This window comes from Fodinibius sp. Rm-B-1B1-1, assembly GCF_038594945.1.
Lineage (GTDB): Bacteria > Bacteroidota > Rhodothermia > Balneolales > Balneolaceae > Fodinibius > Fodinibius alkaliphilus.
Genome location: NZ_JBCFYD010000001.1, coordinates 1,008,027 through 1,022,594, shown reverse-complemented (window position 1 = coordinate 1,022,594; position 14,568 = coordinate 1,008,027). Strand labels below are relative to the sequence as shown.

The 14,568-nt window shown below is 43.6% G+C and carries 13 protein-coding genes; 7 read left to right on the top strand and 6 right to left on the bottom strand.

The features are described 5' to 3' along the window. Positions 1–48: 48 nt before the first annotated feature. Positions 49–1,719, bottom strand: a complete 1,671-nt coding sequence (gene hutU, locus AAFH98_RS04680) for a urocanate hydratase (RefSeq protein WP_342521523.1) — start codon at positions 1,717–1,719, stop codon at positions 49–51. 209 nt (positions 1,720–1,928) lie between these two features. Between hutU and AAFH98_RS04675 the strand changes: the two genes are divergently transcribed. Next, positions 1,929–3,797: a peptide MFS transporter gene (locus AAFH98_RS04675; RefSeq protein WP_342521522.1), complete on the top strand. Its 1,869-nt coding sequence runs from the start codon at positions 1,929–1,931 to the stop codon at positions 3,795–3,797. Between the two features lie 290 nt (positions 3,798–4,087). On the opposite strand, the gene AAFH98_RS04670 is transcribed toward AAFH98_RS04675, so the two are convergent. Next, positions 4,088–4,288, bottom strand: a complete 201-nt coding sequence (locus tag AAFH98_RS04670) for a hypothetical protein (RefSeq protein ID WP_342521521.1) — start codon at positions 4,286–4,288, stop codon at positions 4,088–4,090. A gap of 21 nt (positions 4,289–4,309) precedes the next feature. Then, the gene (locus tag AAFH98_RS04665; RefSeq protein WP_342521520.1) at positions 4,310–4,486 is read right to left on the bottom strand and encodes a hypothetical protein; all 177 of its coding nucleotides are present in this window, start codon (positions 4,484–4,486) and stop codon (positions 4,310–4,312) included. Positions 4,487–4,976: 490 nt separating this feature from the next. Between AAFH98_RS04665 and mnmE the strand changes: the two genes are divergently transcribed. Further along, entirely contained in the window at positions 4,977–6,386 is a 1,410-nt protein-coding gene (gene mnmE / locus AAFH98_RS04660) for a tRNA uridine-5-carboxymethylaminomethyl(34) synthesis GTPase MnmE (RefSeq protein WP_342521519.1), read from the top strand. A 7-nt stretch (positions 6,387–6,393) separates the two neighbouring features. Here the strand turns inward: mnmE and AAFH98_RS04655 are convergent, their stop codons facing one another. After that, on the bottom strand, positions 6,394–7,575 hold the full coding sequence (locus AAFH98_RS04655) for an MFS transporter (protein ID WP_407935487.1): 1,182 nt from the start codon (positions 7,573–7,575) through the stop codon (positions 6,394–6,396). 177 nt (positions 7,576–7,752) lie between these two features. Here AAFH98_RS04655 and AAFH98_RS04650 point away from each other — a divergent pair, with 177 nt between their 5' ends. Then, positions 7,753–8,355 carry a short chain dehydrogenase gene (locus AAFH98_RS04650; RefSeq protein WP_342521517.1) on the top strand — a complete coding sequence of 201 codons (603 nt, stop codon included), beginning with the start codon at positions 7,753–7,755 and terminating at the stop codon, positions 8,353–8,355. Between the two features lie 218 nt (positions 8,356–8,573). Further along, positions 8,574–9,584: an LLM class flavin-dependent oxidoreductase gene (locus AAFH98_RS04645; RefSeq protein WP_342521516.1), complete on the top strand. Its 1,011-nt coding sequence runs from the start codon at positions 8,574–8,576 to the stop codon at positions 9,582–9,584. Positions 9,585–9,650: 66 nt separating this feature from the next. Here the strand turns inward: AAFH98_RS04645 and secG are convergent, their stop codons facing one another. Beyond that, positions 9,651–10,046: a preprotein translocase subunit SecG gene (gene secG, locus AAFH98_RS04640; protein WP_342521515.1), complete on the bottom strand. Its 396-nt coding sequence runs from the start codon at positions 10,044–10,046 to the stop codon at positions 9,651–9,653. Positions 10,047–10,196: 150 nt separating this feature from the next. Here secG and AAFH98_RS04635 point away from each other — a divergent pair, with 150 nt between their 5' ends. Further along, the gene (locus tag AAFH98_RS04635) at positions 10,197–11,090 is read left to right on the top strand and encodes a mechanosensitive ion channel family protein (RefSeq protein WP_342521514.1); all 894 of its coding nucleotides are present in this window, start codon (positions 10,197–10,199) and stop codon (positions 11,088–11,090) included. Positions 11,091–11,142: 52 nt separating this feature from the next. On the opposite strand, the gene AAFH98_RS04630 is transcribed toward AAFH98_RS04635, so the two are convergent. After that, the gene (locus AAFH98_RS04630; RefSeq protein WP_342521513.1) at positions 11,143–11,817 is read right to left on the bottom strand and encodes an SOS response-associated peptidase; all 675 of its coding nucleotides are present in this window, start codon (positions 11,815–11,817) and stop codon (positions 11,143–11,145) included. 89 nt (positions 11,818–11,906) lie between these two features. Here AAFH98_RS04630 and AAFH98_RS04625 point away from each other — a divergent pair, with 89 nt between their 5' ends. After that, the gene (locus tag AAFH98_RS04625; RefSeq protein WP_342521512.1) at positions 11,907–12,857 is read left to right on the top strand and encodes a CPBP family intramembrane glutamic endopeptidase; all 951 of its coding nucleotides are present in this window, start codon (positions 11,907–11,909) and stop codon (positions 12,855–12,857) included. 64 nt (positions 12,858–12,921) lie between these two features. After that, on the top strand, positions 12,922–14,304 hold the full coding sequence (locus tag AAFH98_RS04620; RefSeq protein ID WP_342521511.1) for a DEAD/DEAH box helicase: 1,383 nt from the start codon (positions 12,922–12,924) through the stop codon (positions 14,302–14,304). Positions 14,305–14,568 lie beyond the last annotated feature (264 nt).

Sequence of the window (14,568 nt, the reverse complement as noted above, 5' to 3'; positions counted from 1 at the left end):
AATTTTATTCTACATTACATTTCCAAGTAGCTACAAAAGGTAGTGATTTTAATCCACCATTGGCAGATCCACTCCACGCTCCCTGGCCGTTTTGATGGCTTCGTCGTAACCGGCATCAGCGTGACGCATAACCCCACTTCCGGGATCATTGGTCAATACACGCTCCAATCGCTCATCGGCCATCTCAGTGCCATCGGCCACGCAGACCATTCCCGCATGAATAGAGTAACCGATTCCAACGCCCCCGCCATGATGCAGCGAAACCCAACTGGCTCCACTTGCTGTATTCAGCATCGCATTGAGGAGTGGCCAGTCGGCTATGGCATCAGAACCATCTTTCATGCCTTCGGTCTCACGGTTTGGAGATGCCACCGAGCCTGTATCCAGGTGATCACGTCCAATAACCAGCGGAGCATCCACCTTTCCTTTCTTGACGAGCCAGTTAAACTTGGCCCCCATCTCGGCGCGTTCGCCGTATTCCAACCAGCAGATACGTGACGGCAACCCTTGAAATTGCACCTGATCCTGCGCCTTGCGAATCCAGCGATTGAGTGATTCCTTTTCAGGAAATGTATCAAGTACCGCTTGGTCTGTTGTATAAATATCTTCGGGATTCCCGGATAGCGCTGCCCATCGGAAAGGTCCCGAACCACGACAGAAAAGTGGACGTATAAAAGCCGGTACAAATCCCGGAAAGTTAAACGCTTCATCCATGCCCCGGTGATCAGCTACTTGTCCACGAATGTTATTTCCATAATCAAAGGTAATTGCTCCTTTCTGTTGCATCTCCAGCATCGTTTCAACGTGTGTCACCATTGAATCAAGCACCGCTTCCTGATACATTTCGGGGTTCAGCTCTCGCTCTTCGGCCGCTTCTTCCAACGACATTCCAGCAGGAATATATCCCAGTTGGAGATCATGGGCAGAGGTTTGATCCGTCAATACATCGGGAATCACCTCTTTATCCAACATCTTGGGCAACACTTCTGCCACATTTCCAAGCAGCCCAATGGAAAGTGCTTCTCCCTTTTCTTTGGCGTCCAATGCCTTCTCGAGCGCTTCATCCAAATTCGTGCACTTAATATCACAATAACCGGTTTCCACGCGCCGGTCGATACGGTGTTCATCCACTTCGATACCAATAAATGAGGCACCATTCATGGTAGCAGCCAGCGGTTGCGCGCCGCCCATGCCTCCGAGTCCGGCTGTAACAACCAACTGCCCCTGTAAAGTACCGTTAAATTTCTGTCGGGCACATTCGGCAAAAGTTTCGTAGGTGCCCTGCAAAATGCCCTGCGTGCCAATATAAATCCATGAACCAGCAGTCATCTGTCCATACATGGTAAGTCCCATTTTGTCAAGGCGGCGGAACTCATCCCAGTTAGCCCAGTTAGGCACCAGGTGTGCATTGGCTATGAGCACGCGTGGGGCTTCTTCATGGGTACGAAACACCCCTACCGGCTTGCCACTTTGTACCAGCATGGTTTCATCATTTTCGAGACGCTTTAGTGTTTCCACAATTTTGTGATACGACTCCCAATTTCGTGCAGCTTTACCGCCCCCGCCATAAACGATTAGCTCATCGGGCTTTTCTGCCACATCAGGATCAAGATTATTCATCAGCATACGCAAGGCCGCCTCTTGGTGCCAGCCTTTGCACTGCAAATCCGTTCCCGTTGGTGCCTTGATATTTTTTACGACTCCTTTATCTGTACTCATCACCACTGTGTTTTCTTGGGATTTTTGGGAAATGTAATAAATAAAATGCGTAGTACGTATTGCATAATGTAATTTCAACCAATGAATTACGCATCACTCACCCCCGAAATATGAAAAAGTTGCTTCACTTTCTCGCTTTAATTATCATGCACGGCATCATCTAAATATGCACTGTTGGGAATTGCAATTCTAAATAAACACAAATTTCAATGGCAAATGAACAAACAGGGGCAACAGAGGCCGATAGCGCTAAGAAAAATGATTTTTTTGGCCATCCTCGAGGTTTATCAACATTATTTTTTACTGAATTTTGGGAGCGCTTCAGTTATTATGGTATGCGCGCTCTTCTTGTATTATTTATGGCAGCGGCCGTAACAGGTGACAATCCCGGTCTTGGATTCAGCGATGGACGTGCCACAGCTATATATGGACTTTATACATTCTTTGTATATGTCTTAGCTTTACCCGGCGGTTGGGTAGCCGACAAACTATGGGGCCAAAAGAAAAGTGTTTTTGTTGGCGGTTGTATTATTGCGTTAGGGCACTTTACAATGGCTGGTCCCCTCATGGGATTTCCCGATGAAATCTCCTTTTACTTGGGACTTGTTTTCATTGTAATAGGAACCGGACTTTTAAAACCCAATGTAAGCTCTATGGTTGGTGAGCTTTATCCAGAGGGTGGAGCCCGTCGTGATGCCGGGTTTTCCATTTTTTACATGGGCATTAACTTCGGTGCCATTTTAGGCCCAACACTTTGCGGAATTCTTGGTGAAGGATATAATTGGCATTGGGGATTTTCACTGGCCGGATTCGGTATGCTTCTTGGACTTATTTCCTATAAAATTGGTGAAAAAAATCTTGGCGATGCCGGAAAGCTAAAGGTAGATGATAGTGATTCAGTACTTTCGAAACGCAGCCGAAACTTTTGGATAACCACTGCAGTTAGTACGACAATCATTGTTCTGTTTAGTATTCTGATGAATACTGGAGTTATTGGGATTTCATTGCAACAACTTGCTCAAACATTAGGTACCAGCGTAGCTTTAATTGCAGTGATCTTTTTCGCCTATTTGATTAATGACTCAAAATGGATTGGAGCTGTATTACTGTTAGCTGGTGCTGGATATTATATAGCCTCGTTTAATTGGGGATATACCTTGTTTTCATACCAAATAGGAATTGGCATTACCGTAATAGCATTTTTAATCATTAACACGGTAAGGATGTTCATGCCAAGCCTAAAAATTTCTTTAGAAAAGAAAAGGCTTTTTGTCATCTTTTGGCTTTTTATTTTGGCAGCCCTTTTCTGGAGCGGCTTCGAGCAGGCCGGCTCTTCTCTCAATTTATTTGCAGAACGAGAAACCGATCGTACTTTCGGCCCCTATGGATTGATTAGCCAAGTTGGTGCATTTCTTCCTGCCTTAATCCTGGCACTCCCCCTTGGTTATTTGAGCTGGAGTATTTTTAAGCGTGATAACCTTTGGTGGGTCGGTAAAGCAGGAGTGGCTGGTCTCTCTTTGCTGGTGGTTGGCTTCGCCTATTACGTTTCTACCCAATTAACCACCACGTGGGAAATGCCGGCAAGTATGCTTCAAAACATTAATCCGCTCTTTATTGTAATATTGGCACCTGTATTTGGCTGGTTTTGGACATGGTTAGCAGCTCGTAATGCAAACCCTTCGATTCCTGTTAAGTTCGGATTAGGACTTCTGGGATTATCGGCAGGCTTTTTTGTGATTTCTTGGGGAGCCGCTAATGCTACAGGCCCCAACTCTGTTGCTCCAGCTTGGCTCATCGTTACTTACTTCCTCCATACATGCGGTGAACTTTGTCTGTCTCCTGTTGGACTTTCTTCCATGACGAAGCTTGCCCCAGAACGTCTTGTCAGTCAGATGATGGGCGTATGGTTTGTAGCTGCTGCACTTGGTAATTTATTTGCCGGGCTCATGGCGGGTCAACTTGAAACACTTGCTCCATCCGGCTTATTCTGGAGTGTAGCCCTATTGGTTGGTGGTGGTGGAATTATAGCTCTGCTTGCAGCACCGCCAGTTAAACGCTTGATGGGAGATGTAGAGTAAATTCTCTTTTCTGAGTTATCTTATAAGCACCCCTCTATTTTTAAAATGAGGGGCGCTTATATAAAGATTACCTATACTTTGTTCCATTAGGACCATGTATATATGATTCTGTATAATCAGTAGTAGGAGGATCTGTAGCTCCTGCTACTAACTTTCGAAGATAACACTAACTGCAGCCATACACACTCTAAGCTTTTAAAGAAAGTAATTAGGGAATGAGTTACATTATATACTAAAAAAGCTGCCAAGTACTTGGCAGCTTTAAAATTTACGATTATAAAATTGTCCAGTTACATATATTTATTTCCGCCTGGACCTGTAATTGGAGAGTTTTGAGCTTCTGTTGTTTCGTGAGTAACACCTCCCCATATATAACCCATTGCTCTTAAAACAGCTAATGAAACTTTATCGCCACCAAAGGTTTTACTCAATTCTGATTTATTTAAAGACGATAAATTAAGGTTATCGAGTTCATCATTTAGATTATTCATAGTGGTATTTTTTATTTTTGGTTATTGAGCTGATTCATACCCTTCATTGAAAGCCTCTTTATGTGCCTCCCAGTCATTAGCAGCTTCTATGGCTACATGACCTACTACTATCCAAACTAGTGGGTGGGCTCCTCCATTAATTATTTTTTTTTGTTTTTTATTAATTTCAGTCAAGCCTATTTCTTTTAGATTATTCATATTAATCTGATCAAATTAAAATTGGTTTTGTCTTAAACCGAGATCTAGTAAGAATGGGAAGCTTACTGAACAAATAAATACAGTGAGTTATATTTTTTGATATTTCTTACACCAACATTCTTTTGTTATTTTTTGGATAAGCTTTGAAATCCAAATTTTATCTCACTGTGGTCTTCATAAACATAGCTCTACCAATAAAGAGCATAAGTAATCGGACAATCGAACTCACATTTCACAATTCCAACACAAATTTATGGAGCCAACACCCCAAGATATTAAACTGATTTGCAACCTCTTCTAGTGGGTTGCCATGATTGTTGGAGGCGGTGGAATTATTGCCCTTATTGCAAGTCCTTTTGTTCAAAAACTCATGGGCGATGTAAAATAATACTTCTTACATTTTGTTAGTTAGCCCTGCCAAAGTTTTGGACTCTGGCAGGGCTTTTTTATTTGAATGATATAGGGTGCAAAACGCTTTATATTTGGAACTATGACAAAGAAAGAAACCACATCCCATAAACAGCAAAAAGAAATCACACAAAAAAAACCCATTGCAGCTATTGCCACTCCGGTAGGCGAAGGGGGCATTGCCGTTATTCGCGTATCGGGTAAAGATGCCATTGACAAAGTAAACGAAGCTTTTCGAGGAAAAGATCTCACCAAACAAGACTCCCATACCGTGCACTTTGGAAAAATTATCGATCAGGATGGTAACATCGTTGATGAAGTGCTGGCAACGCTGTTTCATTCTCCAAAATCGTATACCGGCGAAGAGACGGTGGAAATTTCTTGTCATGGGGGCGTGCTCGTAACCCAAGCGGTACTTGAAGCGATGCTGGATTTAGGCGTTCAGTCAGCAGAACCCGGTGAATTTACCCAGCGCGCATTCCTGAATGGAAAAATGGAACTGAGTCAGGCCGAGGCCGTTGCTGATCTCATCCACGCCAAAAGTAAGAAAGCACTGGATTCGGCCCACCAACAACTTGAAGGACGACTTGGCGAACATATCAAACAGTTTCGACAACAGATTATTGATGCCACCGCCATGGTGGAACTGGAACTTGATTTTGTGGAAGAAGATGTGGAATTCGCCGACAAAGAAGAACTGGAGCGACTGCTGAAAGAACTCGATGAGGAGATTGACGATCTGCTTGCCACCTACGAAACCGGTAGACTGGTCAAACACGGTGTGCGCACGGTTTTTATTGGACTACCCAATGCGGGAAAATCCACGTTGTTGAATACCTTGGTTGGAAAAGATCGCGCTATTGTTACCGACATTGCGGGCACAACCCGCGACACTATTGACGTGGACTGGAGCTACGACGGGCTGCGATTTAAACTCACTGATACCGCCGGACTCCGTGAAACCGAAGATGTCATCGAGGCCGAAGGGGTAAAACGATCGCAGGAAGCATTTGAAAAAGCTGATTTGGCAGTTTACCTGAAAGATCTTTCGCGTGAGCTCACTCCGGAGGAGCGCGAAGATATTGCCAACTTTCAAAAAAGTGCGGGTGATACTCCCTTTGTTCTGATTGGCACTAAAAATGACATCGCTATAGATGTTGACGAAGAGCGCATGGATTATGATCTAAAAATATCAGCGCTGGAGGGCGAAAAAATTGATGCGCTCAAAAAGCTGATGAAACAACGAGCGCTGGAAAACAAGGAATATAACTCCTCCAGCATTCTGGTTACCTCCAGCCGTCATCGCGATGCCTTAAAAAAAGCACAAGAAAATGTCCGAAGTGCTATTCGCGCACTTGACCAGGGAATGACCGGCGATTTTTTATCCATCGACTTGCGTTCGGCCCTTAAGGACCTGGGAACCATCACTGGAGAAATTACAACCGAAGATATCTTGGATTCCATCTTCTCACGTTTTTGTATTGGTAAATAACCTTCTTTTAAGGATGTCTTCTACTAACAATGACCAAGATTAAGAGTCCTATTAATCCCAAAAGCAGTAATCCAATAATAAAGCCGGCCCATCCCCAAGCCGATAAAAATATTCCAGAGCCAGTACCGATAATACTCGAACCCACATAATAAAAAAGCCAGTACAAACTGGTTGCTGTACTTTTTCCACTGTCCACCAACTCTGATACAATACGACTGGCTATCGTGTGGGCACCGAAAAATCCAAATGTAACTACGCCAAGTCCCACAACAAATATCCATAGATGAGTTGATAAAAGCATCAACAACCCGGCCGAAATAGCCAGGATTAAGGTTTTTAAAACAGTAGTAGATTCATATAAGTCAGACCATCGTCCGGCCGCTATGGAACCCCAAATGCCTACCGTGTACATCACATAAACCAGTGCAATAAGGTAGTGCGGCAGTGAAAAAGGGGGAGCTTCTAATCGAAAATTCAGATAATTGTAAGTGCTAACAAATACACCCATTAGTAGCGCCGCAACCACAAACATGGCAAGCAGCATAGGCTGACGTAGAAACAATGCCATTTGTCGAAACTTATAACCCATCTGTATCTTCTGTGACTGGAAATATTGTGATTTAGGTAACACCCACAAAAAGACAACTGCAAACACTGCACCAATAATCCCAATTACGAGCGTCGCATAACGCCAGCCCAGCCAGCCGTTGAGAAACCCAGCACTCACCCGTCCCGACATACCACCAAGAATATTTCCACTCATATATATACTGATGATAAAACCTAAAACGTTGCCATCTATCTCTTCTGCTAAATACGCCAACGCCACTGCTGAGATCCCAGAAATAACCATCCCCTTAACAAAGTTGAGGACCACAAGCACCGCAAAGTTAGGAGCCCCTGCTGATATCATTGTCAATAGAGCAGTCCCAAACATACAGGCGGTCATTAATTGCTTGCGCGGCCAACGGTCTGCCCAAAATGCAAAAACAAACAATCCCGTTGCCATTCCTGCGGTACCACCGGAAATCGCTAAGCTACTCATGGCAGGCGAAATGGAAAATACTCGTCCCAAGGCAGGTAATAAGGGTTGAAAAAAATACAGCTGTGCGAATACGGAGAGACCGGTTAGGATAATTCCCCACTGTATTCGCCAGTACCGCACCGTGCCCTGTTGTGCTTTACTGATCGTTACTTGATCGGCGATAATATCTGTTTAACGTCTTTTCTATTTACTCTGATTCAATGCGAATAATAGCGTTTTCATTGCAATAATTTATCATTAAATCTAAAACGGAAATACATTCTTTTTTGTTTACACTTCTTCATCAATCATGGAACCCTAACACTTAATATTCTCTCTTTTATGAAAATTTTGCTTATTGGTGGAACCGGCACCATCGGGTCGGTTATCGCTGAACGACTACAAAACGATGATGACCTTATCACAGTGGGGCATTCGTCCGGCGATTTACAAACTGACATTACTGATCCCGATGCTATAACATCATTATTTGAAGAAGTGGCCAACATTGATGCCGTCATAGTTACTACCGGATCGGCGCCCATGAAACCTCTTAATGAATTAAGTAATAACGATTTTCTGGAAGGAGTGAAAAGCAAGATGATGGGACAGATTAATGTAGCCCTTACTGCACTTGATTATCTCAATGAAGGCGGCAGTATCACGCTTACCACCGGTATTCTTTCACATGATCCCATTCCACAGGGAACAGTACTAAGTACCGTCAACAATGCGGTAAATGGATTTGTGATTGGATCGTACGGTGAATTTATACAGCACGGTATCCGCATCAACGCAGTGAGTCCGGCGCTGGTTGAAGACTCCGCCGAAGCCTTGGGTGACTACTTTCCCGGACATACCCCCGCAAAAATGGAGCACGTAGCCAACGGATATATCAAAAGCCTTAAAACATGTATTACCGGACAAATTATCGATATTGATTAACCCCCGGTAATCCAGCGAAAACGATAACATACCCGACCCAAGAACCCTATAGCCACCAATGATAAGTGCCCATAGTCATTTGAAAGTAGTTCTGACGCTATCATTCTACAGGATGCTTTAAAGGGCGTTAGTGGTAGCATAACCCGTTTCGGCTGTTCCTGTTTTCAGCTTGGCGGTTCCCCGGTCAAAATTCTTTCGAGCATAATTTTAAACAATATATGAGTAACAATTCCCTTTCTGACATCAACTATTCCCTATTAGACTTAGCCGTTATTACTGAAGGTGATTCGGTCGTCGATGCCATTAGTAAAAGCCGCGATTTAGCCCAATATGTTGAAGAGTTGGGTTATACACGCTTTTGGATGGCCGAACATCACAACATGGAAAACATTGCCAGCTCGGCAACATCTGTACTCCTTGGACATATGGCTGAAGCTACCGACAATCTTCGCATTGGATCAGGTGGCGTGATGTTGCCGAACCACTCTCCCCTCGTGATTGCCGAGCAATTCGGGACCTTGGCCACTATTTATGGTGATCGCATTGATCTGGGATTGGGCCGCGCACCCGGCACAGACCAAACCACTGCCCAGGCTATTCGTCCCGATCGTATGCGACAAGTTCAACAGTTTCCCAAAAATGTACAAAAGCTGCAGCAATACCTCTCTGCTGAAAATAGCTCAGCGAGTGTCCGCGCCATCCCCGGCGAAGGTACAGAAATCCCTATTTGGATTTTAGGTTCCAGTACCGACAGTGCCCACTTGGCCGCTGCGCTGGGATTACCGTACGTCTTTGCCAGTCACTTTTCACCCCAGCAGCTACACGCAGCCCTGCAAGTCTACCGCGAAAAGTTTGAACCTTCTGACCAACTCGATAAACCATACGTCATGCCCTGCATAAATGTAATCATAGCCAATACTGATGAACAGGCCGAGTATCTGTCCACATCCTTAAAACAGATGTTTATGGCCGTGGTAACGGGCGAACGAAACCCAATGCCCCCACCCGTGGATGACATCAATACTGTTTGGAATCTGCGCACCAAGATGACCGTCCAACAAATGCTTAAATATACTTTTGTGGGGAGTAAAGAAACGGTAGAAAAGCAGCTCTCCGATTTTATAGAAAAAACCGAGGCCGATGAAATTATGACGGCTACGTATATCTATGATCACGATCAGCGGCTTAAATCGCACAAACTCTTTTCCGAAATCATGCGTAACCAATAATACAAAAAGCCCCATCCTTATACAGGATCGGGCTTAGAAAATCATTATCTGATCAGGGTTGGAAGATTAGTTACCATCTCCCGAACCTCCGTCATCACTTCCACCATTATTGCCACCTTGGTTTTGGGGTAATTCTGGTACAGCAGATGGACTTTGCGATGCGTCCATGCCATCAGTTTGTTCAGTGTCAACTCCACTTTGTTGAACAGCACTTTCAGCAGACCCTCCACGGTCAATAGCAAAATTAGCCAGCACAGAAAGCACCAGAAGAGCGGCCCCAAGTACCGTTGTTGATTTCGATAAGAGATCAGCTGTACGGCGAGCACCAAGGCCCTGTCCGCCTGCCTGACCTCCTGCCAAACCACCGGATATTCCTTGTCCTTGCCCCGGCTGCAATAGAATTACAATTACCAAAAGGATGCAGATAATAGTAATTAGCGATAGTATAATTGTATAAAGCATGAGTATAATCTATATAACGGTGATTTTCAGACCCGTAAAGTTATTCAAAATTCCGTTTCTTTACAATGAAGATATAATAGAATTTTTCTTCCAATGCACCTATAATAACAATCACAACAGTTGAATATTATTTCATCTAATAATTAAGTCGTGCCAAACTTTCCAGCAAGAGTACAAGAGTTCATTCAGAATTCACCAGGCTTCACCTATCAGGTTACCCTGTCAATCATTGCCATCTTCCTAATATGGCTTGTTCGACTTATTGCCATTCGAATTATCAACCGAAAACTGCCCGAGGATGAAGCCCAGTATAAGTGGCGAAAAAACCTTACCTACATTGCGGTATTTCTTGGCTTCTTGATAGTCGGACGCATCTGGTTCGAAGGATTACAATCCATTGCTACCTTTTTGGGATTACTTTCGGCCGGTTTGGCTATTGCCCTGCGCGGTCCTGTCACCGATTTTGCCGGCTGGATTTTCTTACTTTGGCGTAAACCGTTTGATGTAGGAGATCGTATCCAAATTGCAGATACCAAGGGCGATGTTATTGATATACGGGTTTTCAAGTTTACTGTATTAGAAATTGGCAACTGGGTACATGCCGACCAAAGCACGGGACGGGTGGTTCACATCCCCAACCATAAAGTTTTTGACGACTCACTGGCCAACTATACCAGCGACTTTGAGTTCATTTGGAATGAACTGGAAGTGCTCGTCACCTTTGAAAGTGATTGGAAAAAAGCCAAAACCATATTACAAGAAATTGCTGACAAGCATTTAGAAGACTATGTGACCGAAGCACAGAACCAGGTCCGACGCGCCAAAAAATCGTACCTTATTCACTACCGCTATCTCACCCCTACAGTTTATACAGATGTACGTGACAGTGGAATCTGTTTAACCATTCGTCACCTTTCCAATCCGCGCAGACGACGTAGCCTGGGCCAGTCGATCTGGGAGGACATCTTAGATCGCTTTGGTGAACATGATAACATCAATCTGGCATATCCTACTATGCGTATCTATAAAGAAGGAGAGTCCTAATCGGGAATCCCATAAGATTCTGAATCAAGTTCAGGATAACGCCACAATTCTATTACTTTGGAATAGGTTGAATGAGTTCTGCACCATTGTTCTCGGGATCATTTACATCCTCTGAGACACGATTTACTGCAAACTCAGTCATTGCATATCCATTTATAACGTCCGCTATTTGATCTTCACCAAGCGCATCATCTGACAACCACTGCTCATAATAGTCAGGGTGAATAAGAATAGGCATACGATCATCTACTGGCTGGACCAACATATTTGCTTCGGTTGTTAACAAAGCGCAGGAGTATACATCACGACCGGCCGAAGATTTCCAAACTGAATAAATACCTCCAATCGCAGTAAGATTGTTTGAAAGTAAGCGAATATAAAATGGCGTGCTCTTTTTTTCACTAAACTTCCATTTATAATATCCATTGGCCGGGATAAGGCATCGCCGCTGCTCAACGCACTCGGTTAACCATTCATTATCATTCAGTTCTTCCACAGGCACTGCAAAATTCTCATTGCCCTCCATCTCTTCATCAGCATTGGGAGGGATCAATCCCCAACGAAAATTATAGATTTCTCGCCCCCCATCCTCACCATAAACAACAGGCACAAGCGAACCCGGGGTAATATTATAATCTGACTCAAAAAAATCATCGCGCGCCGTCGATACGCTAAACTGCTGCTCTACTTCCTGTTTCGATGCCTCCAAAACAAAACGATCACTCATAGAATTATGGTTTCTTTCTGCTTTTCATGTAGATTGTGTTGCCTCTATACTAAGGTAACCGAAATACAAGTGCTAATGTTTCTTTTCCTATGAACAACATCTTTATAAATAATGATGAACAACGCCTGAGAGCCGGCTGGCGACTGCTTATTCAGTTTATCTTTATGTTTTTGTTGGTCGGCTTTGGCATTTTGAGCGTCCAACAGATTTGGACCAATCCGCTGAGAGTTTATACCACAGCCCCCCAATTTATCGGGATCACTCTAAGTGTCTGGCTTGCAGCTAAGTTGCTCGACCACCGTTCATTCTTTGATTACGGACTTAACTTTAACAGACAATGGACAAAAGATTTTTTAGCAGGATGCTTGATCGCTGCTATTGCCATTTCTACCGTTTTTGCTATTCAGTGGTCCTTGGGATGGGTTACAATCACTGATTTTGGGTGGAATGTACCATCCAAAACGCCTTTTGCTGTAGGAATAGTCAGCCTTTTTCTGTCTATGCTGATGGTAGGGTTTCACGAAGAACTATTTTCCCGCGGCTATCAGTTGCTCAATATTACCGAGGGGATAACATATCCCGCAATAGGGCTAAATACTGCGCTAATAGTTGCCATCTTGCTTACTTCTTCCCTGTTCGGATTGCTGCATATATTCAATCCAAATGCTTCAATTATATCCACATTCAATATTATGTTGGCTGGTGTGATACTCGCAGTGCCCTACATTTTAACAGGTAGCTTGGGACTTTCAGTGGGATTACATTTCAGCTGGAATTTTGTAATGGCAGGCTTTTTGGGATTTCCCGTCAGTGGTCAAACCATTGAAGTTACGCTCTTAAAAACCCATCAAAGCGGCCCCGAATTCTGGACCGGCGGCGCTTTTGGGCCAGAAGCTGGATTATTAGGATTACTGGGAATGGCAATAATGTTGGGGGCTACCCTCGTTTATATTAAACGCACGGGGTACGAACTGTCAGTAGCAACATTGTTTAAGAATGACAAGCAACCGGCTGTTAAATCAGATGAGCAAAGCCTATAAGTTTTGTATATTCAGCCATTGATTAGCATCGCTTGGTTTTGAAGCGAATGCATGAAGAACAAACATGAATAAAACAAAGGATAGAACGTTGAAGTTTGAAGAACTAAATTTGAGCCCCAACATCATGAGCGGGCTTCAAGACATTAATTATACTGAACTTACTGAATTACAAGAAGAAGTTATCCCCGCTGTACTTGAAGGTAATGATGCACTTATTAAAGCCGAGCAAGGAAGCAGCAGAATCGCCTCTTTTATTATTCCTGCACTTGAGCAGGTTAACAAAAGAGAAGACAAAGACGGTACTTCGGTACTTGTGTTAACCCCTAATCCGGATGAGTCGAAACAAATTGATGAGCTCGTTTGGGCAATGGGATACCATGCACAGATTGAGTGTGCATCTATTGACATGGATACCGAAGAAGCCGAACAGAAAGAATCCCTACAAAGCGAAGTAGAGGTTATTGTCGGGAATCCCGGTCCCCTGCAGGATATATGCCATGACCTGCGATTTATCTTTCGGGATGTTGGCTTGGTAGTCATTGATTCGGCAGACAAGATGACTACCCTGAACTTGCAAGATAAACTCAAAAACATTCTTAAACGGGTTCTTAGTGATCATCAGACTCTCATTTATACCAATGAGCTTAACGATGATGTCAAAGAGCTAACGAAACAATATACTGAGGACCCCATTGCTATTGGGTTTGAAGATAAACCGGGTATGCTCACGGAACCGCCTACGGTGGACCAAAATCTTTCACAGGGATATATCTACGTTCCCAATCGGATGAAGATTACCACCTTAATGGCACATATCGAGGACAACCCGTCTGATAATTGCGTGATATTTACCGCTTCTAAACGAGGTACTGATCGACTGTATAAAACACTTCGAAAAAACAACCTCAAAGCTACCAGTATCCATGGTAAGCTTTCGGATGAAAAACACGCGCAGCGATTTGCCAATTTTACCAATGGAGATGTGCAATATCTGTTGGTAGCAGACATTCCGGCTGCGGAGCTCGAACTTGACCGAGTTACACAGGTCATTAATTATGATGTTCCCAATGATCCAAATGAATACCGGTATCGTGCTAACTTAGTCGGTTCAGGCAAAGCATCGCGCATTGTTTCACTTGTTTCCAAACAAGATCGCAGCGACATTAACGAATTAGAGAACAGCCTGGGACAAGCCCCCAAAGAGCTTCCACTTCCTGATAAAGTGAAGCAAAAACTGAAAGAACGGAAGCAGAAAAAAAAGAAGAAATCCCGAGGCGATAACCGTTCCAAACGAGGACGTAATAATGGACGGAGTAAAAAGAAAAAAGATGATGGGCTTCAACTCCCACGTCCAAGTTATGATAAACTTAGCGGCGGACGTAAGGGCGATACTCCCAAAGATCAGCGTGACGGGGTTATTGGCCTGATTAAAAAACTCTTTTCTTAATTAGATAAAAAGGCACTAAACAATTTTGAAGGGACGGGTTAACTACTCGTCCCTTCTTTATTTTTGGGAGCTTGTGCCCTTTTTCATAATGCTACGGAGTGAAATTCTAAAAAAGAATCTAAGAGACCTTTGTAAGGACTACTATGTCATGCTGAACTTGTTTCAGCATCTATAGCTAATATCCAACTTATTACATCAGACCCTGAAATGAATTCAGGGTGACACTGGTTTGGCAAAGGTCTAACTAACATAAAAAAAGCCCCG

Bases quoted from the DNA above. Each gene is read 5' to 3' on its own strand.
- hutU (WP_342521523.1), bottom strand. From the start codon at position 1,719: ATGAGTACAGATAAAGGAGTCGTAAAAAATATCAAGGCACCAACGGGA.
- AAFH98_RS04675 (WP_342521522.1), top strand. From the start codon at position 1,929: ATGGCAAATGAACAAACAGGGGCAACAGAGGCCGATAGCGCTAAGAAA.
- AAFH98_RS04670 (WP_342521521.1), bottom strand. From the start codon at position 4,288: ATGAATAATCTAAATGATGAACTCGATAACCTTAATTTATCGTCTTTA.
- AAFH98_RS04665 (WP_342521520.1), bottom strand. From the start codon at position 4,486: ATGAATAATCTAAAAGAAATAGGCTTGACTGAAATTAATAAAAAACAA.
- mnmE (WP_342521519.1), top strand. From the start codon at position 4,977: ATGACAAAGAAAGAAACCACATCCCATAAACAGCAAAAAGAAATCACA.
- AAFH98_RS04650 (WP_342521517.1), top strand. From the start codon at position 7,753: ATGAAAATTTTGCTTATTGGTGGAACCGGCACCATCGGGTCGGTTATC.
- AAFH98_RS04645 (WP_342521516.1), top strand. From the start codon at position 8,574: ATGAGTAACAATTCCCTTTCTGACATCAACTATTCCCTATTAGACTTA.
- secG (WP_342521515.1), bottom strand. From the start codon at position 10,046: ATGCTTTATACAATTATACTATCGCTAATTACTATTATCTGCATCCTT.
- AAFH98_RS04630 (WP_342521513.1), bottom strand. From the start codon at position 11,817: ATGAGTGATCGTTTTGTTTTGGAGGCATCGAAACAGGAAGTAGAGCAG.
- AAFH98_RS04625 (WP_342521512.1), top strand. From the start codon at position 11,907: ATGAACAACATCTTTATAAATAATGATGAACAACGCCTGAGAGCCGGC.
- AAFH98_RS04620 (WP_342521511.1), top strand. From the start codon at position 12,922: ATGAATAAAACAAAGGATAGAACGTTGAAGTTTGAAGAACTAAATTTG.